Below are 18,294 nucleotides of genomic sequence, written 5' to 3' on the forward strand. Positions count from 1 at the left end.
GAGGGCGAGTTGGGGGCTACTGCCGTGGGCGGCACAGGGCCGCGACTACTCCCGGGGGAGTACGGGTGATCGTCCCGGGGCTACGAAGGCGTACGGGCCGCTGCCGCCAGCAGGCTTGTCACGTCGTCCGTGCAGATCGTGAGGGCGGCGCCCACCGTCGCGAGGGCGTCTCGTTCGGCGGGGGTGTAGGGGCCGTCGGCCAGGGCGATGCGGGCTCCCTGGAGGAGGATCGATTCGCGGCCGGCGGGGGCGAGGTGCGGGGCGAGGGGGTCCAGGGCCTCGTGGAGCTCTATGGCGAGGCCGGCGCCGCAGGGCTCGGAGAAGAGGCGGCCGGTGTCGGCGGCCAGTGCCTCGACCAGGGCGCTCAGCTGGTCCTCCGTGCAGTCGTCGAAGCCGGCCGCGCGCACGGTGGCCGCGGCGGTCTCCAGGGACGGGCGGGCGCAGGTGCCGCCCGCCGCCAGCACGGCGAGGGCGACCGTGTGGACGGCGTCGCGAAGCATCGCGGAGAAGCGGGTGGTGGTCGGATGGTCGAGGACCTCGGTGCCGAAGTGCCGGCGGCAGGCCGCGCACTCCACCACGGGGGCGGTCTCGCCGCGCGGCAGCACGGGCACGCCGAGCAGCGTGAAGCGGCGATGGCCGGTCAGCCGCTGATAGTTGCGGTCGCCTCCGCAGCCGGGGCAGAAGAACTCGCCGTCGCCCACGGCCGACCATGCGGTGCGGGTGCCCAGGATGCGCGCAAGCCTGGCGGCACGGCCGTCTCGTCCCCGTCCTGGCAGCACGTCGCACCTCCGCGAAACCCCGCGGCAACGTCGCCGCGCTTGCGTGATGTTAGCCACATCACGGACGTGGAGTCAGTACCCCGGACGAGACCTTTCCGTGACCTGCACGTGCCGATGGCCGAAAACAGACAGTTCCCCGCGCCCCGGAGGGGCGCGGGGAACTGTGCGACCAGCCACGACGGCGCCGCGCCCGCTCACTCGTCAGTGGGCGCACGGCGGGCACACCGTCAACGCGCCGCCCGGTTGACGGCCGACACGACCGCCTTCAGCGAGGCACGCGTGGTGTTGGCGTCGATGCCGATGCCCCACAGAACCTTGCCGTCGATCGCGCATTCGATGTAGGAGGCGGCCTGCGCGGACGCGCCCTCGCTCATCGTGTGCTCCTGGTAGTCCAGCAGCCGCGCGTCGATGCCGATCTTCGCCAGGGCGTCGAAGAAGGCCGAGATCGGACCATTGCCGGTACCGGCCAGGACCGTGTCCTCGCCGTCGACGGTGGCCTCCACCTTCAGCGTGTCCACGCCGTCCGTGTCGGTCGTCGACTGACCGTTCTTGACCTGGACGCGGCCCCACGGGTTCTCGGGGTTCGGCAGGTACTCGTCCTGGAAGACCGCCCAGATGTCGCCGCCGGTGATCTCGCCGCCCTCGGCGTCCGTCTTGGCCTGGATCAGCTTCGAGAACTCGATCTGCATCCGGCGCGGCAGGTCCAGCTTGTGGTCGTTCTTCAGGACGTACGCGATACCGCCCTTGCCGGACTGCGAGTTGACGCGGATGACCGCCTCGTAGGAGCGGCCGACGTCCTTCGGGTCGATCGGCAGGTAGGGGACGGCCCACTCGATGTCGTCGACGGTGACCCCGCGGGCGGCCGCGTCGGCCTCCATCGCGTCGAAGCCCTTCTTGATGGCGTCCTGGTGGGAGCCGGAGAAGGACGTGTAGACCAGGTCGCCCACGTACGGGTGGCGCGGGTGGACCTCCATCTGGTTGCAGTACTCCCACGTACGACGGATCTCGTCGATGTCGGAGAAGTCGATCTGCGGGTCGACGCCCTGCGAGAACAGGTTCATGCCCAGGGTGACCAGGTCGACGTTGCCGGTGCGCTCGCCCTGCCCGAACAGACAGCCCTCGATGCGGTCGGCGCCGGCCATCAGCGCCAGCTCGGCCGCCGCCACCGCCGTACCGCGGTCGTTGTGGGGGTGGACCGACAGCACGACGTGCTCGCGGCGCGTCAGGTTGCGGTGCATCCACTCGAAGCGGTCCGCGTGCGTGGACGGCGTCGAACGCTCCACCGTGGCGGGCAGGTTGAGGATGATCTCGCGGCCGGGACCGGGCTGGTAGACGTCCATCACCGCCTCGCAGACCTCCAGCGCGAAGTCCAGCTCGGTGTCGGTGAAGATCTCCGGGCTGTACTGGTAGCCGAACTCGGTCTCCGGGCCCAGCAGCTTCTCGGCGTACTCCATCACCAGGCGGGTGCCGTCGACGGCGATCTGCTTGATGTCGTCCTTGGAGCCGCGGAAGACCACGCGGCGGAAGACGGGGGCCGTGGCGTTGTACAGATGCACGGTGGCCCGGTGGGCGCCCTTCAGGGACTCCACCGTGCGCTCGATCAGGTCCTCGCGGGCCTGGGTCAGTACGGAGATGGTGACGTCGTCGGGGATGGCCCCGGGCTCCTCGATGATGGAGCGTACGAAGTCGAAGTCGGTCTGGCCCGACGCGGGGAAGCCGACCTCGATCTCCTTGTAGCCCATCTTGACCAGCTGGTCGAACATCCGGCGCTTGCGCTCGGGCGACATCGGGTCGATCAGGGCTTGGTTGCCGTCACGCAGGTCGGTGGAGAGCCAGCGGGGAGCGGCGGTGACGCGCTTGCCGGGCCAGGTCCGGTCGGAGATGTCGACCTGCTCGTAGCGGCCGTACTTGTGGATCGGCATGGTGCTGGGCTGCTGGCGGTTCGCCATGTCTGCGGGGCTCCTCAGGATGTCCGGAAGGACGGCCGACGACGCAACGCGAAGCTCCGCGGGGAGGGAGTCGACCTGGACTACAGGCCCTCGCCGCGGCAGCTAAGAAGAAGCAGCCCGAAACGCATGATGCGAAGCATGCTAGCCGAGCCTCTCCGGATGCGGGGCGCTGTATCAGTATGCGGGACCCCAGGGATGAAAAGGGCAAAACGTGCGCCATACCACTTCGTCACGGAGAGTGGCGCTCCCTATCCGTATATTTCACCAATCATGGTTGCGGCTAGTGACACCGGACTAACGCAGTGCAATGGTGCCGGACATGACGACCAACGGGGGCTTCGAGCCCGTCTTCTGCACCGTCGTACCACCACACGTGCTGGACAAACTGGCCCGCAATGACGACCCGGCACTCGCCGGTCCAGCCCGCCGCACCCTGATGCGCGACAGCGAGCTGCGCGGCCGCCGCCGCGTCACGACCGAGTTCGCCCTCGCGGCCACCCCGACGGCGAAGGCGCCGTCGGACCGGCCGCTGCGCACCATCTACGACGCCGGGCACGGCACCGCCCTGCCCGGCACCGAGGTCCGCGGCGAGGGCACGGACCCCGGCCAGGACGCCACGGTCAACCGCGCCTTCGCCGGGCTCGGCGCCACCTTCGAGCTCTTCCTCAAGGCCTACGCCCGCCACTCCATCGACGGCGACGGCCTGCCGCTGGACGCCACCGTCCACTACGACGAGAACTACAACAACGCCTTCTGGAACGGCGAGCAGATGGTGTTCGGCGACGGCGACGGCGAGATCTTCCTCGACTTCACCATCCCGATCGACGTGATCGGCCACGAGCTCACCCACGGCGTCACCCAGTACACGGCCAACCTCACGTACTACGGCCAGCCGGGCGCGCTGAACGAGTCGATGTCGGACGTCTTCGGCTCCCTGATCAAGCAGTACACGCTCGGCCAGACCGCCGCCGAGGCCGACTGGCTGATCGGCGCGGGGCTGCTCGCGCCCAGCGTCACCGGCAAGGCCCTGCGCTCCATGAAGGAGCCGGGCAGCGCGTACGACGACGACGTCCTCGGCAAGGACCCGCAGCCCGCGACGATGGACGACTACGTCCGCACCGGCCGCGACAACGGCGGCGTCCACATCAACTCCGGCATCCCCAACCACGCCTTCTACCTGGCCGCCACCGCGCTCGGCGGCCACGCCTGGGAGAAGGCCGGGCAGGTCTGGTACGACGTGCTGACCGGCGGTGAGCTGTCGGACCGGGCCATGTTCACCGACTTCGCGGCGCTCACCGTGAAGGCCGCGCGCGAGCGCTTCGGCGACGGCGGCGAGGAGCTTCAGGCCGTTTCCAAGGCCTGGGAGCAGGTCGGGGTGCGGATCCCGTAGCTCCGTACTAGACAGGGACCCATGCGTATTCAGGTACGGCGCACGGGCGGATTCGCGGGCATCGAGCGGTACGCCGAGGTGGACACCTCGGGGCGGCCCGACGCGGCGGAGTGGCAGGCCCTGGCCGAGAGCGCGGTCGCGTCCGGCCGGGGCACGCCCCCGGTCGGGGTTCCGGACGGCTTCAGCTACCAGATCACCGTGGACGGCACGACGGTGTACTGCTCGGATCCCCGGCTCACCGACGAGCAGCGCAGGCTGATCTCAAGGGTGCTGAAGGAAGGAGCGTAACGGGCAGTTCACGCCGGGGCGTTGACTTCCGTTACCGCCGGTACGGATGATCCGGCGCATGGCGATCGATGAGCGCGGTGCGCAGAGCCCGATACCCCGTTTCCCGGCCGGTTTCCTGTGGGGCGTCTCGACGTCCGCCCACCAGATCGAGGGCGCCGTGGACGAGCGCGAGCGGTCCGTGTGGGACGCCTTCACGGCCGAGCCGGGAACGGTGAAGGACGGCTCCACGGCCGAGGTGGCCTGCGACCACTACCACCGCTACCGCGAGGACGTGGCCCTGCTGGCCGGCCTGGGCGTGGGTGCCTACCGCTTCTCGATCTCCTGGCCCCGGGTGAACTCCCCGAAGGGCCTCGACTTCTACGACCGCCTGGTCGACGAGCTGTGCGCGGCGGGCGTACGCCCGGTCCCGACGCTCTTCCACTGGGACCTCCCCCTCACGCTGGACTGGCTGGAGCGGGACACGGCGGCCCGGTTCGCCGAGTACGTGTCCGTGGTCGCCGAGCGCCTAGGCGACCGCGTCCAGAAATGGATCACCCTCAACGAACCCGCCGAGCACACCCTGCTGGGCCACGCCCTCGGCACCCACGCCCCCGGCAGGCGGCTGCTCTTCGACGCCCTCCCGGTCGCCCACCACCAGCTGCTCGGGCACGGCCTGGCGGTACGGGCGCTGCGCGCTGCCGGCGCCACCGACATCGGCATCGCGAACTCGCACGGGCCGACCTGGCCGGCCTCGCGGGAGCAGGCGGACCTGGAGGCGGCGGACTTCTACGACCTGCTCCTGAACCGGCTGTTCGCCGACCCCCTGCTGCTCGGCCGGTACCCGGACGGCATCGGCGAGCTGATGCCCGGCGACGTCGAGTCGGACCTGAAGGTCATCGCCGAGCCGATCGACTTCTACGGCGTCAACTACTACGCCCCGACCCGCGTGGGCGCCCCGCAGGGCACCGAGATCGACTTCGGCGGGGTGACGATGCCCGCCGAACTGCCCTTCTCGGTACGGGAGATCGAGGGCGTACCGACGACGGACTTCGGGTGGCCGGTGGTCCCCGAGGGGCTGACGGAGCTGCTCACCGGCTTCCGCGAGCGCTACGGCGACCGGCTGCCGCCCGTCGTCATCACCGAGAACGGCTGCTCGTACGAGGGCGTCGACGACCAGGAGCGGATCGCCTACCTCGACGGCCACATCCGCGCCCTGCACCGGGCGGTGGAGGCGGGCGTGGACGTGCGCGGGTACTTCGTGTGGTCGCTGCTGGACAACTTCGAGTGGGCCGAGGGGTATGCGCGCCGGTTCGGGCTGGTCCACGTGGACTACGCGACGCAGGAACGGACGCCCAAGGCGTCGTACGGCTGGCTGCGGGACGTGCTCCGGGCCCAGGTCCCGGCGCGGGGATGACGGCCGACGCCCTGGCCGAACCCACGGACCGGGTCGGCGGGGGCTGGACGACGGCGCTGGGGCTGGCCAACGTGGCGATCTGGGTGGGCTGGTACGGCCCGCTCCAGATCCTGCTGGCCCAGCAGGCGGAGGACTTCGCGCCCGGCACGGGGATGTCGAAGGAGACCCTGCTGGCCTGGGTGACGGGTGCGGGCGCGGTGGTGTCGCTGGCGGCGAACCCGTTCTTCGGCGCGCTGTCGGACCGCACCACGGCCCGCCGGGGCCGCCGTACGCCGTGGATCGTGGCCGGGGCGGCGGGCGGGGCGCTGTCGTTGCTGCTGCTCGCGGGTGCGGACGGGCTGTGGCTGATGGCGCTCGGCTGGTGCCTGGTCCAGCTGACCCTGAACGCGGCCTTCGCGGCGGTGACGGCGGCCGTGCCGGACCGGGTGCCGCGGCTCCAACGGGGCGTCGTGGGCGGCTGGTTGGGGGCGGCGCAGATCCTCGGGGCGGTCGCCGGGACGGGTCTGGCGACGGCGGTCGGCGGGATCGCGGCGGGGTACACGGCGTGCGCGGTGTTCGTCATGGCCGGGGTGCTGCCGTACGTGCTCCGGTACCGGGATCTCCGGCTGCCCGCCGCGGACCGGCCGGCCTGGTCCTGGCGCTCCTTCACGCGCGGCTTCTGGCTGAGCCCGCGCCGCCACCCTGACTTCGGCTGGGCCTGGCTGACCCGCTTCCTGATCAACCTGAGCAACGCGCTGGTGATCCTCTACCTGCTCTACTACCTGCGGGACCGTCTCCACCACGACGACCCCGAGCAGGGCGTGCTGATACTGACCGCGGTGAACGCCGTGTCCCTGCTGGCCACGGTCGTGGTGGGCGGCATCTGGTCGGACCGGGTGGGCCGCCGCAAGCCCTTCGTGCACTGGTCCGGCGTCCTGATGGCGGCGGCCACCGCCCTTCTCGCGGCCTGGCAGACCTGGCCGAGCGCGATCGTGGTGGCGGCCCTGCTCGGCATCGGCCTCGGCGTCTTCATGTCGGTCGACTTCGCCCTGATGACGGACGTCCTGCCCGAGGCCCGGGACCGCGGCAAGGACCTGGGCGTGATCAACGTGGCCAACGCCCTCCCCCAGGTGGCGGCCCCGGCCCTCGCCGCCCCGATCGTCACGTACCTGGGCGGCTACCGGATGCTGTACGCGGTGGCGGCGGTGATCGGGTTGGCGGGGGCCGTGCTGGTGGGGCGGATCAGGGGCGTGGATTAGACAGCCAACGGTTCGGCAGCGCGCCAAAGGGGCGCGGGGAACTGCGCGACCAGCCACAACGGACCCGCACACGACCACCGGCCCGATCTCACAGCGCTCCGGCGTCCCGGGCCGCGTAGACCGACGGAAATAGCGGCCGATACCCCAGCTCCCGCCGGATCCGTTCGGTGGACATGACCGCCAGCCACGGGTCGGGGTCCGTACGGGCGTACAGCTTCTCGGGGATCTCGACCCCGTTCAGCTGATGCAACTCGACCGCCGTCACGGGCACGTCGTCGGCGATGTTGTACACACGGCCCGCGATCCCCGGCGCGTGCAGGATCCGCAGCAGGCCCTGTGCGACATCCGCATGGTGTCCCATGTGCAACCGCTGGGTCGCCGCCCAGTTCCCGGCCCACATCAGGGACTGCGCGAGATGCGGATCGCCCTCGCCGTAGACGAAGGGAAGACGGCCGATGCGTACGTCCATGCCGTCCAGCGCGAGCAGGGCCCGCTCCGCCTGCGCCTTCGACTCCGGATAGGCACCCCACATCGTCCCGCCGGGCCGGCTCTCGTCGTCCTCGGTCAGCGCGCGACCGCGCCCCGTGCCGTACACAAGACCCGTGCTGACCTGCACGAACCTGCGCACCCCTGCGGCCTGTGCGGCCCGGCCCAGTTCGATGGCCGCGTCCCGGTTGACCGCCCGCGCCTCCTCGTCGGGCACGCCCCGGAAGGCCGCCGCGACGTTGACGACCGCGTCGACCCCGGCGACCGCCTTGCCGAGCACCTCCGCGTCCCGCAGGTCGCCGACGACGACCTCGGCGCCCAGCTCGGCGAACGGCTCGCCCCGTGCCGCGTCCCGGACCAGGACCCTGACCCGCTCCCCCGCCCTGGCCTGCGCCAGCAGCCTCGGCACGAAGCGCCGGCCGACCTGTCCCGTCGTACCCGTCACCAATGTCTGCATGATCTGCTCCTCTCGTCACCGACCACCCTCGGACGGGGCCGGTGCGGGCGGGAGAGACCCGTTGATCGGGGGATCGGCAGTCCCTGGATAAGGCGCGCGCCGTGGCGCAGGCTGGAGGGGTGAACCGAGCCGAACTCGCCGACTTCCTGCGCCGTGGCCGCGCCCGGCTGACCCCGTCCGACGTGGGCCTCGCGCCCGGCTCCCGGCGTCGTACACCGGGCCTGCGCCGCGAGGAGGTGGCGCAGCTGGCGGGCATGTCGGTGGACTACTACACCCGGCTGGAACAGTCCCGGGGCCCGCGCCCGTCCCGTCAGATGCTCACCGCGCTGGGCCGCGCGCTGCGTCTGACCGACGTCGAGCAGGACCATCTGTTCCACCTGGCCGGCGAGGAGCCGCCACGGCACGAGACGGCGTCGGCGCACGTGCGCCCCGGGCTGCTGCTGATCCTGGACCGGCTGCACGACTCACCGGCGCAGGTGGTGAACGACTGCGGTGAGGTGCTGGCGCAGAACGCGATGGCCAAGGCGCTGGTCGGCGACGTGATGTCCCGGCCGCGGCGCGAGCGCAACCTGATCCGGCTGTTCTTCCTCGACCCGGCCGCGCGCACGCTCATACCCGAGGAGGACTGGGCGGGCCACGCCCGGACCCATGTGGCCGGCCTGCGCGCGGTGGCCGCGGCCCGCCCCGACGACCCCGAGCCGACCGGGCTGGTCGCCGAACTGAGGGCGGGCAGCGCGGAGTTCGCCCGGCTGTGGGACGAGCACGAGGTGTCCCGGCGCAACCAGGCGACCAAGCGTTTCCTGCACCCCCTGGTCGGCCTGCTGGAGCTGGACTGCGAGGTCATGGTCAGCCACCAGCACCACCACCTCCTGGTCGTGCACTCGGCCCGGCCCGGAACGGACGCCTACGAACGCCTGCAACTGCTGCGCGTGGTGGGCCTCCAGGACATGTCGCCCAGCAGGAGCTGACCGCGACGACGGGCCCGCCGACTGCCCTATCGGAAGCGGTAGTTGACCCGTCGGTAGTTGAGGCCGGAAATCACCCTTGCCGACCCTCGCCCCAGGCGCATCAATGGAAACGACGGTTCCGACGGACCGTCAGATTTCAACTCTCAGCTCTCAGTTCTCAGCTCGCCCCGCAGCGTGCCCGCACCCACCTGCCGAGCTGTCCCCCCACGGAATTCCCCCACCCCGAAAGGGAGCGAATCCCATGAGACGAACACGTATCGCGGCAGGTGCGGCCCTGGCTGCCGGGGCCCTCGCCGTCACCGGCCTCGCCTTCGCACCCGCCGTCCTCGCCGTCACCCCCGCCACCGCGACGATCACCGCCGACTGCGGCAGCTTCGGCGGCGGCGAGGCGAGCATCACCGCGACGCAGAGCGGCACCGCCGCCACCGTCACCGTCAACTCGTCCGCGATCACCGCGCCGATCGCGCTGTCCGAGGACTCGATCGCCTCGACGCTGACCCTGGTGAAGGCGAGCGGCGGCACCGTCGCCTTCTCCGGCACCGAGAACCCGGCGATGGCCGCGGGCGACCCCGTCCAGGTCGGTCCGCTGAACGGCACCGTCGCCTCCGGGGACAGCCTGGATGCCTTCGGCGGCTCGCTTCAGATGACCGTCTTCGGCATCACCATCACCTGCACGGCGACCGGGCCGCAGTCGCCGGGCCCGTTCGTGTTCGACTGACCCGTGTGACCCGGTGAGAAGGGCGCGGTCCCGTCGCTGTCGGCCGACTACAGCGCGTCGGGGCCGCGCTCGCCCGTGCGTACCCGTACGACGGTGTCGACCGGGAGGGCCCAGACCTTGCCGTCGCCGATCTTGCCGGTGTGCGCGGCCTTCACGATGGCGTCGATGACGTCCTCGGCCGCCGCGTCGTCCACGACGACCTCGATCCGGACCTTCGGCACCAGGTCGACCTGGTACTCCGCGCCGCGGTACACCTCGGTGTGGCCGCGCTGCCGGCCGTAGCCGCTGGCCTCGGTCACGGTCAGGCCCTGCACGCCGATCTCCTGGAGAGCGGTCTTGACCTCGTCGAGCCGGTACGGCTTGACGATCGCGGTGATGAGCTTCATGCCTGCTTCTTGACCTTCTGCGCGGCGGGAGCGGACGGGGACACGGACGCGGTGACCGGGGCTCCGTGCCCCAGGACCCCGTGATCGTAGGCGGTCTCGGCGTGCACCGTAAGGTCCAGGCCGGTGTGCTCCTGCTCCTCGCTCGCCCGGAAGCCCATGACCCTGTCGATCAGCTTGCCGAGCCCGAAGGTGACGAGGAAGGCGTACGCCGCCACCGCCACGATCGCCACGAGCTGCTTGCCGAGCTGCGCGAACCCGCCACCGTGCAGCAGGCCCTCGGCGCCGCCCGTCATGGTGGCCGTCGCGAAGACGCCGATCAGCAGGGTGCCGACGACACCGCCGACCAGGTGCACGCCGACGACGTCCAGCGAGTCGTCGTAGTCCAGCTTGAACTTCCAGCTCACCGCGTAGGAGCAGACGACACCCGCGGCGAGGCCGATGACCAGCGCGCCGAGCAGGGAGACCGAGCCGCAGGACGGGGTGATGGCGACGAGTCCGGCGACCGCGCCGGAGGCCGCGCCCAGGGTGGTCGGGTGGCCGTCGCGCTTGTGCTCGACCAGGAGCCAGCCGAGCAGACCGGTGCAGCCGGCGGCGAGGGTGTTGAGGAAGACGGCGGCGGCGAGGCCGTTCGCGCCGAGGGCGGAGCCGGCGTTGAACCCGAACCAGCCGAACCAGAGCAGACCGGCGCCGAGCACGACCATCGGCAGGTTGTGCGGCCGCATCGCGTCCTTCTTGAAGCCGAGCCGCGGGCCGAGGACCAGGCACAGCGCCAGGCCGGAGGCGCCCGAGGTGATCTCGACGGGCAGACCGCCCGCGAAGTCGAGGGCGCCGAGACCGTCGAGGATCCAGCCACCGGGACCCCAGGTCCAGTGAGCGATCGGAACGTATACGAGGAGTGCCCACACCGGCACGAACACCAGCCACGCCCCGAATTTGGCCCGGTCCGCGACGGCGCCGCTGACCAGGGCCGCGGTGACGATCGCGAAGGTGAGCTGGAAGGTGGCGAAGAGCAGGGTGGGCACGGTCCCCTGGACGCTGTCCGGTCCGATACCGGCCATGCCGAGGTGGTCGAGGCCGCCGATCAGGCCGCCGCCGGCGTCGTCACCGAAGGCGAGGGCGTACCCGCAGACCAGCCACACGACGGTGACCAGCGCGATGGACACGAAACTCATCATCAGCATGTTGAGGACGCTCTTCGTGCGGACCATGCCGCCGTAGAAGAGGGCCAGGCCCGGGGTCATCAGCAGGACGAGCGCGGTGGCGGCGAGCAGCCAGGCGGTGTCGCCGGTGTCGACGCTTGCGGCGGCGAGGGGCACGGTGGTCTCCAACCGGGTGGGGGCTCGTCAGAGATTCACGGGCTCGCGTTTCTGGTCGCGTACGGATGTGTTTCCGTGAGGTTTCATTGCGTGAGGGTTTCCGGAAGCTCACACGACGGGGGATGGTCGCTCCCTTGTGCGGCAGGGGCTTGTGGATCAGGGAGAATGGGCGCCATGAGCGTTCGCCATCAGTCATCCGAGCCGTCCGAGGCCCCCCACCGCGCCGGCTTCGCCTGCTTCGTGGGCCGCCCCAACGCGGGCAAGTCCACCCTCACGAACGCTCTGGTCGGCCAGAAGGTGGCGATCACCGCGAACCAGCCGCAGACCACGCGGCACACGGTGCGGGGCATCGTGCACCGGCCCGACGCCCAGCTGATCCTGGTCGACACCCCCGGCCTGCACAAGCCGCGCACGCTGCTCGGCGAGCGGCTGAACGACGTCGTCCGTACGACCTGGGCCGAGGTCGACGTGATCGGCTTCTGCCTGCCGGCGAACGAGAAGCTCGGCCCCGGTGACCGGTTCATCGCGAAGGAGCTGGCGTCGATCAAGAAGACGCCGAAGATCGCGATCGTCACGAAGACCGACCTGGTGGACTCGAAGACCCTGGCCGAGCAGCTGATCGCGATCGACCAGCTCGGCAAGGAGCTCGGCTTCGAGTGGGCCGAGATCGTGCCCGTCTCGGCGGTCGGCGACAAGCAGGTGGGCCTGCTGGCGGACCTGATCGTCCCGCTGCTGCCGGAAGGGCCCGCGCTCTACCCCGAGGGCGACCTCACCGACGAGCCCGAGCAGGTCATGATCGCGGAGCTGATCCGGGAGGCCGCGCTGGAGGGCGTCCGCGACGAGCTGCCGCACTCCATCGCGGTCGTGGTCGAGGAGATGCTCCCCCGCGAGGACCGCCCCGCCGACAAGCCCCTCCTCGACATCCACGCCTTCGTCTACATCGAGCGCCCCAGCCAGAAGGGCATCATCATCGGCCCCAAGGGCAAGCGCCTGAAGGACGTCGGCATCAAGTCCCGCAAGCAGATCGAGGCGCTCCTCGGCACGCCGGTCTTCCTGGACCTCCACGTCAAGGTGGCCAAGGACTGGCAGCGCGACCCCCGCCAGCTGCGCAAGCTGGGCTTCTGAGTCTCCCGGGCCCGCCTCCGCCTCCCCGGGTCCTCCTCCTGGAAAAGGCCTACGGCACTGTCAGTCCCCCGGCGTACCCTTGAAATCGCCAGGCCGCCCATGTGGCGGGCGAGTCGTATCGAGGAGGACGAGCAAGGCCTACGAGCCGGCCCATGACTCAGACACCCACAGCTCACACACCCGCGCAGGGGCAGGCGAGAGCACAGTTCACCGTCCCCGCCCAGCACCCCATGGTGACCGTGCTGGGGTCCGGCGACTCCCTGCTGCGCGTGATCGAGACGGCCTTCCCGGCGACCGACATCCATGTCCGGGGCAATGAGATCAGCGCGGTCGGCGACTCCGCGGAAGTCGCCCTCGTACAGCGCCTGTTCGACGAGATGATGCTGGTGCTCCGCACCGGGCAACCGATGACGGAGGACGCAGTGGAACGCTCGATCGCCATGCTCAGAGCCAGCGAGAACGGGGAGGGGCCGGAGGAGACCCCGGCCGAGGTGCTCACCCAGAACATCCTCTCCTCCCGCGGCCGCACGATCCGCCCCAAGACCCTCAACCAGAAGCGCTATGTCGACGCCATCGACAAGCACACGATCGTCTTCGGCATCGGCCCCGCCGGCACGGGCAAGACCTACCTCGCCATGGCCAAGGCCGTACAGGCCCTGCAGTCGAAGCAGGTCAACCGCATCATCCTGACCCGCCCCGCGGTGGAGGCGGGCGAGCGGCTCGGCTTCCTGCCCGGCACGCTCTACGAGAAGATCGACCCGTACCTGCGCCCGCTGTACGACGCGCTGCACGACATGCTCGACCCGGACTCCATCCCCAGGCTGATGGCCGCCGGGACCATCGAGGTCGCGCCGCTCGCGTACATGCGCGGTCGCACGCTGAACGACGCCTTCATCATTCTGGACGAGGCCCAGAACACGAGCCCCGAGCAGATGAAGATGTTCCTCACCCGCCTCGGCTTCGACTCGAAGATAGTCATCACCGGTGACGTGACCCAGGTCGACCTCCCGGACGGCACCAAGTCCGGTCTGCGGCAGGTGCAGGACATCCTGGACGGCGTCCCGGACGTCCACTTCTCCCGGCTGTCGTCGCAGGATGTCGTACGGCACAAGCTGGTCGGCCGTATCGTCGACGCGTACGAGGAGTACGACAACAGGCACGGCACCCAGAACGGCACGCACAAGAGCCGCGGCAAGGCCGGGCACAAGGGGAAGTAGAGAACACGCAAGCCCATGTCGATCGACGTCAACAACGAGTCCGGCACCGAGGTCGATGAGCAGGCGATCCTCGACATCGCCCGCTACGCGCTCGCGCGGATGCGCATCCACCCGCTCTCCGAGCTCTCGGTGATCGTCGTGGACGCCGACGCCATGGAGCAGCTCCACATCCAGTGGATGGACCTGCCGGGGCCCACGGATGTCATGTCCTTCCCGATGGACGAGCTGCGCCCGCCGTCGAAGGACGACGACGAGCCCCCGCAGGGCCTGCTCGGCGACATCGTGCTCTGCCCCGAGGTCGCCGCCAAGCAGGGAACCGAGGCGCCCACGCAGCACACCATGGACGAGGAGCTCCAACTGCTCACCGTCCACGGTGTGCTGCACCTCCTCGGGTACGACCACGAGGAGCCCGACGAGAAGGCCGAGATGTTCGGTCTCCAGGCGGCCATCGTGGACGGCTGGCGTGCGGAGAAGGGCCTGACCGGTCCTTCCCCGGCCCCGACCGTGTCATGAGTCTCGCCCTCGTCTCCGGCGCCATCGCCCTGGTGGTCGTCGCCTGGCTCGCCGCCTGCGCGGAGGCGGGCCTGGCGCGCGTCTCCAGCTTCCGTGCCGAGGAGGCCGTACGCAGCGGGCGGCGCGGGAGCGAGAAGCTCGCGCTCGTCGCCGCCGACCCGACGCGCTATCTGAACGTGGCGCTGCTGGTGCGCGTGGCCTGCGAGATGGCCGCCGCCGCGCTGGTCACATACGCCTGCCTCAAGGAGTTCGACAGCACCACCGAGGCGCTGCTGGTCGCCATAGCCGTCATGGTCCTGGTGTCGTACGTCGCCGTCGGGGTCTCCCCGCGCACCATCGGCCGCCAGCACCCGCTGAACACGGCGACGGCGGCGGCGTACATCCTGCTGCCGCTGGCCCGCGTCATGGGCCCGATCCCCTATCTGCTGATCCTCATCGGTAACGCGCTGACCCCCGGCAAGGGCTTCCGGCGCGGCCCGTTCGCCTCCGAGGCGGAGCTGCGGGCGCTGGTCGACCTCGCCGAGAAGGAGTCGCTGATCGAGGACGACGAGCGCCGCATGGTGCACTCGGTCTTCGAGCTCGGCGACACCCTCGTGCGCGAGGTCATGGTCCCGCGCACCGACCTCGTCGTCATCGAGCGCTACAAGACCATCCGCCAGGCCCTCACGCTCGCCCTGCGCTCCGGTTTCTCGCGGATCCCGGTGGTCGGGGAGAGCGAGGACGACGTGGTCGGGATGGTGTATCTGAAGGACCTCACCCGCAAGACGCACATCTCCCGGGACGCGGAGAGCGAGCTGGTGTCGACGGCGATGCGGCCCGCGTTCTTCGTGCCCGACACCAAGAACGCCGGTGACCTGCTGCGCGAGATGCAGAAGGAGCGCAACCACGTCGCCGTGGTCATCGACGAGTACGGCGGCACCGCCGGCATCGTCACCATCGAGGACATCCTCGAGGAGATCGTCGGCGAGATCACCGACGAGTACGACCGTGAGCTGCCGCCGGTGGAGGAGCTGGGCGAGGACCGCTACCGCGTCACCGCCCGCCTGGACATCACCGACCTGGGCGAGCTGTACGGCCTCGACGAGTACGACGACGAGGACGTGGAGACCGTCGGCGGGCTGCTGGCGAAGGCGCTGGGCCGGGTCCCGATCGCCGGTGCGTCGTCGGTGGTCGAGCTGCCCGACGGCCGCACCCTGCGGTTGACCGCGGAGGCCGCGGCCGGCCGCCGGAACAAGATCGTGACCGTGCTCGTCGAGCCGGTGGGTCCCCTCGTGCCCCCGGAGGAGGAGAAGGAGTCCGAGTGACCCCTCAGGAGCTGCGCGCCTTCTGCCTGTCGTTCAACGCGGCCGTGGAGGACTTCCCCTTCAATCCGGAGACCTCGGTCTTCAAGGTCCTCGGCAAGCTCTTCGCCCTGACGAACCTGGACGCCCGGCCCCTGACGGTCAACCTCAAGTGCGACCCGGACGACGCGGTCCGCCTGCGCGGCGAGCACCCCGGCCTGATCATCCCCGGCTATCACATGAACAAGCGGCACTGGAACACCGTCACGGCCGACGGCGAGCTCCCGGACCGCCTCGTCCGGGAGCTCGTCGAGGACTCCTACGACCTGGTCGTCGCCGGTCTACCGAGAGCCGAGCGCCTCCGCCTCGACCGCCCCTGATCCGGCCGTCCGCCGGGTGCGCAGTCCGAGGCCGACCAGGGCCGCCGCGGTCAGGACGATCGCCGCGTTCAGGGCCATCGCCGTGCGGGTGCCGGACAGGAGGTCGTCGGCGGTGGTGGCGAGGACGCCCAGCAGGGGAATGCCGACCGTGAGGCCGATCTGCTGGGTGGAGGTGACCAGGCCGGTGGCCAGGCCCTGTTCCTCGTCGGGGACGCCGGAGGTGGCCGTCAGGCCGTAGGAGATGATCGCGCCCAGGTGGAACATGCTCGCCAGCGAGACGGCGGCCGTGGCGAGCCAGACGGACCAGGTCTCGGCGTTCAGGAACACCAGTCCGGAGATGAAGGCGCCCTGCCCCGTGAGGGAGAGCACCAGGGTGCGGCGGGCGCCGAGGCGGCTGACGAACCTCGGGGTGAGCGCGCCCGCGACCACCGAGACCACGCCCTGGACGCCGAAGACCAGACCCGTCTCCCAGGCCGACAGGCGCAGGATCTCCTGGAGGTACAGGGTGAGCACGAAGATCACCGTCGACATCATCGAGAAGGTGACAAGGCCGCCGAAGTTGCCCCACGCCACCGTGCGGCGGCGCAGCATGGGCAGGGAGACCAGCGGAGCGGTGGTGCGGGACTCCACGACCACGAAGGCGGCGAGCAGCGCGAGGCCGGCGATCAGGGTCGCGATGACGTCGGCGCGGGCGAAACCGTGGTCGGCGGCCGTCGTCAGGGCGTAGATCAGGGACAGCAGACCGCCGGTGACGGTGATCGCGCCGGGGACGTCGAGGTGCGGGCGCTCCGGGGTGCGGGACTCGGGCAGCAGGCCGGGGGCGAGGGGCAGCACGATCAGTGCGAAGACCGCGAGCAGGCCCATCGTGGACCGCCAGCCGAGTGCGTCGGTCAGGATGCCGCCGGCGACCATGCCGATGGTGAAGCCGAGGGACATCAGCGTCCCGGAGATGCCGAGCGCCCGGGCCCGGGCGGGGCCCTCGGCGAACGTGGTGGTCAGCAGGGACATGCCGGTCGGGACGATGACCGCCGCGCCGAGGCCCTGGAGGGCGCGTCCGGTGAGGAACGACGCCGGGTCCCAGGCGAACGTCGCGAGCACCGAGGCGGCGGCGAACAGGGCGAGGCCGGTGAGGAACAGCCTGCGGCGGCCGTAGAGGTCGCCGATGCGGCCGAACAGGAGCAGGAAGCCGCCGGACGGCAGCGCGAACGCGGTGACCGCCCACTGGAGGGCCGACTGGCTCATGCCGAGGTCGGCGCCGAGGACGGGCAGGGCGACGTTCAGCACGGAGAAGTCGAGCGCGACCATGAACTGGGCGGCACACAGGACGAACAGGACGAGTCTGTCGCGCGTCGACATCCGGGGGGTGTCGGGCAGGGGCGCGGGGGTGGGCGGGGAGGTGGGTGAGGGAGTGTCGATCGCCATGGGCAACAGCCTGCTGGCGTCGGAATAGCCGTGGGGAGCGGGAAGTTGTGCTGGTGGTGGCACCACCAGCCAACGCGAACGGGGGGATCGGTACGTGTCCGAGGGCACGCTGAAGAGTCATCGGCGGCGCGAGCTGCGCGAGTTCCTGATGAGCAGGCGGGCCCGGGTGACACCGGGCGAGGCGGGACTGCCCGACGGTGGCGCGCGGCGCCGGACACCGGGGCTGCGGCGCGAGGAGGTCGCCGTGCTGGCCGGGGTGGGCGCCTCCTGGTACCAGTGGCTGGAGCAGGGGCGGGAGATCTCCGTGTCGCCGCAGGTGCTGGACTCCGTCGGCCGGGTGCTGCGGCTGAGCAACGCCGAGCGCCGGCACCTGTATCTGCTGGCCGGACTGAATCCGCCGGTGGCCGAAGTGGCGCCCGAGAAGCAGGAGATGTGCGACGGGCTGCGTCGGTTGATCGACGCCTGGATGCCGTACCCGGCGCACATCATGGACAAGTACTACAACGGCGTGCTGCACAACGACGCGGCCGCGACGGTGCTCGGCATGCGCCCCGGCAAGCGGTGGAACTGCCTGATCGACTTCTTCACCGACCCGATGTACCGCTCGCGCTCCAGGAACTGGGAGGCGAACGCGGCCACGGTCGTGGCGCAGTTCCGCGCGGTGTGCTCGGCCTCCCCCGACGACGAGGGGTTCCAGGCCGTGCTGGCCGAGGCGAAGGAGTCCAGCGCGGAGTTCACCGCGCTGTGGGAGCGCCGCGACATCGAGGACGCCGGGCAGATCCGCAAGGAGCTGGAGCATCCGCTGGTCGGGCTGCTGTGCATGGAGTCGAGCGTGATGCAGATGCCGGTGCGCCCCGATCTGTCGATCGTGCTGCACACGCCGCTGGACGAGGCGAACACGGCGGCCAAGTTGGAGTGGCTGGCGTCCCCGGAGGGCCGGCGCGGGGCGATGTACCCCGTGGCCGGATAGGGCCGGTGGCGCTACGTAT

General features: G+C 70.7%; 18 protein-coding genes. 12 read left to right on the forward strand and 6 right to left on the reverse strand.

Going from position 1 to position 18,294, the window contains the following annotated elements; genetic code table 11:
• Positions 1-80: 80 nt before the first annotated feature.
• Entirely contained in the window at positions 81-779 is a 699-nt protein-coding gene (locus tag PGH47_RS14090; RefSeq protein ID WP_271663723.1) for a TerB family tellurite resistance protein, read from the reverse strand.
• 227 nt (positions 780-1,006) lie between these two features.
• Complete coding sequence (gene leuA, locus PGH47_RS14095) at positions 1,007-2,728, reverse strand: 2-isopropylmalate synthase (RefSeq protein ID WP_271663724.1); 1,722 nt, start codon at positions 2,726-2,728, stop codon at positions 1,007-1,009.
• A gap of 319 nt (positions 2,729-3,047) precedes the next feature.
• Between leuA and PGH47_RS14100 the strand changes: the two genes are divergently transcribed.
• From PGH47_RS14100 to PGH47_RS14115, 4 genes are read left to right on the forward strand one after another with little or no spacing between them, the layout of a single operon-like run.
• Positions 3,048-4,118, forward strand: a complete 1,071-nt coding sequence (locus PGH47_RS14100; RefSeq protein ID WP_271663725.1) for a M4 family metallopeptidase — start codon at positions 3,048-3,050, stop codon at positions 4,116-4,118.
• A 21-nt stretch (positions 4,119-4,139) separates the two neighbouring features.
• Positions 4,140-4,406, forward strand: coding sequence for a protealysin inhibitor emfourin (locus PGH47_RS14105; RefSeq protein WP_271663726.1), 267 nt, complete (start codon positions 4,140-4,142; stop codon positions 4,404-4,406).
• Between the two features lie 46 nt (positions 4,407-4,452).
• Positions 4,453-5,799, forward strand: coding sequence for a GH1 family beta-glucosidase (locus PGH47_RS14110; protein ID WP_271663727.1), 1,347 nt, complete (start codon positions 4,453-4,455; stop codon positions 5,797-5,799).
• Positions 5,796-7,037 (forward strand): MFS transporter, encoded by a 1,242-nt coding sequence (locus tag PGH47_RS14115; protein WP_271663728.1) that lies wholly within the window; start codon positions 5,796-5,798, stop codon positions 7,035-7,037. Before PGH47_RS14110 ends, PGH47_RS14115 begins: the two co-directional genes overlap by 4 nt.
• An 88-nt stretch (positions 7,038-7,125) precedes the next feature.
• On the opposite strand, the gene PGH47_RS14120 is transcribed toward PGH47_RS14115, so the two are convergent.
• The gene (locus PGH47_RS14120; protein ID WP_271663729.1) at positions 7,126-7,980 is read right to left on the reverse strand and encodes an NAD-dependent epimerase/dehydratase family protein; all 855 of its coding nucleotides are present in this window, start codon (positions 7,978-7,980) and stop codon (positions 7,126-7,128) included.
• A gap of 119 nt (positions 7,981-8,099) precedes the next feature.
• On the opposite strand from PGH47_RS14120, the gene PGH47_RS14125 reads away from it, so the two are divergent.
• Both PGH47_RS14125 and PGH47_RS14130 read left to right on the forward strand, forming a co-directional pair.
• A complete protein-coding gene (locus PGH47_RS14125) occupies positions 8,100-8,948 on the forward strand; it encodes a helix-turn-helix transcriptional regulator (RefSeq protein WP_271663730.1) in 849 nt (282 codons plus the stop codon).
• 241 nt (positions 8,949-9,189) lie between these two features.
• On the forward strand, positions 9,190-9,666 hold the full coding sequence (locus PGH47_RS14130; protein WP_271663731.1) for a hypothetical protein: 477 nt from the start codon (positions 9,190-9,192) through the stop codon (positions 9,664-9,666).
• A 47-nt stretch (positions 9,667-9,713) separates the two neighbouring features.
• On the opposite strand, the gene PGH47_RS14135 is transcribed toward PGH47_RS14130, so the two are convergent.
• The gene (locus PGH47_RS14135; protein WP_030949199.1) at positions 9,714-10,052 is read right to left on the reverse strand and encodes a P-II family nitrogen regulator; all 339 of its coding nucleotides are present in this window, start codon (positions 10,050-10,052) and stop codon (positions 9,714-9,716) included.
• Positions 10,049-11,368 carry an ammonium transporter gene (locus tag PGH47_RS14140; RefSeq protein WP_271663732.1) on the reverse strand — a complete coding sequence of 440 codons (1,320 nt, stop codon included), beginning with the start codon at positions 11,366-11,368 and terminating at the stop codon, positions 10,049-10,051. Before PGH47_RS14140 ends, PGH47_RS14135 begins: the two co-directional genes overlap by 4 nt.
• Before the next feature lie 165 nt (positions 11,369-11,533).
• Here PGH47_RS14140 and era point away from each other — a divergent pair, with 165 nt between their 5' ends.
• From era to PGH47_RS14165, 5 genes are all read left to right on the forward strand, one after another.
• Positions 11,534-12,493, forward strand: coding sequence for a GTPase Era (gene era, locus PGH47_RS14145; RefSeq protein WP_269638302.1), 960 nt, complete (start codon positions 11,534-11,536; stop codon positions 12,491-12,493).
• A 152-nt stretch (positions 12,494-12,645) separates the two neighbouring features.
• The gene (locus tag PGH47_RS14150) at positions 12,646-13,710 is read left to right on the forward strand and encodes a PhoH family protein (protein ID WP_271663733.1); all 1,065 of its coding nucleotides are present in this window, start codon (positions 12,646-12,648) and stop codon (positions 13,708-13,710) included.
• 15 nt (positions 13,711-13,725) lie between these two features.
• On the forward strand, positions 13,726-14,223 hold the full coding sequence (gene ybeY / locus PGH47_RS14155; protein WP_030949212.1) for an rRNA maturation RNase YbeY: 498 nt from the start codon (positions 13,726-13,728) through the stop codon (positions 14,221-14,223).
• On the forward strand, positions 14,220-15,527 hold the full coding sequence (locus PGH47_RS14160) for a hemolysin family protein (protein ID WP_271663734.1): 1,308 nt from the start codon (positions 14,220-14,222) through the stop codon (positions 15,525-15,527). The genes ybeY and PGH47_RS14160 overlap by 4 nt, the downstream gene beginning before the upstream one ends.
• Entirely contained in the window at positions 15,524-15,883 is a 360-nt protein-coding gene (locus PGH47_RS14165) for an MmcQ/YjbR family DNA-binding protein (RefSeq protein WP_271663735.1), read from the forward strand. Before PGH47_RS14160 ends, PGH47_RS14165 begins: the two co-directional genes overlap by 4 nt.
• Here PGH47_RS14165 and PGH47_RS14170 read toward each other — a convergent pair.
• Complete coding sequence (locus tag PGH47_RS14170; RefSeq protein ID WP_271663736.1) at positions 15,845-17,305, reverse strand: MFS transporter; 1,461 nt, start codon at positions 17,303-17,305, stop codon at positions 15,845-15,847. The genes PGH47_RS14165 and PGH47_RS14170 overlap by 39 nt on opposite strands.
• Positions 17,306-17,453: 148 nt before the next feature.
• Here PGH47_RS14170 and PGH47_RS14175 point away from each other — a divergent pair, with 148 nt between their 5' ends.
• Positions 17,454-18,275: a helix-turn-helix transcriptional regulator gene (locus PGH47_RS14175; protein WP_051918986.1), complete on the forward strand. Its 822-nt coding sequence runs from the start codon at positions 17,454-17,456 to the stop codon at positions 18,273-18,275.
• Positions 18,276-18,294: the final 19 nt, after the last annotated feature.

This window comes from Streptomyces sp. HUAS 31, from assembly GCF_028198125.1.
Taxonomy (GTDB): domain Bacteria; phylum Actinomycetota; class Actinomycetes; order Streptomycetales; family Streptomycetaceae; genus Streptomyces; species Streptomyces chartreusis.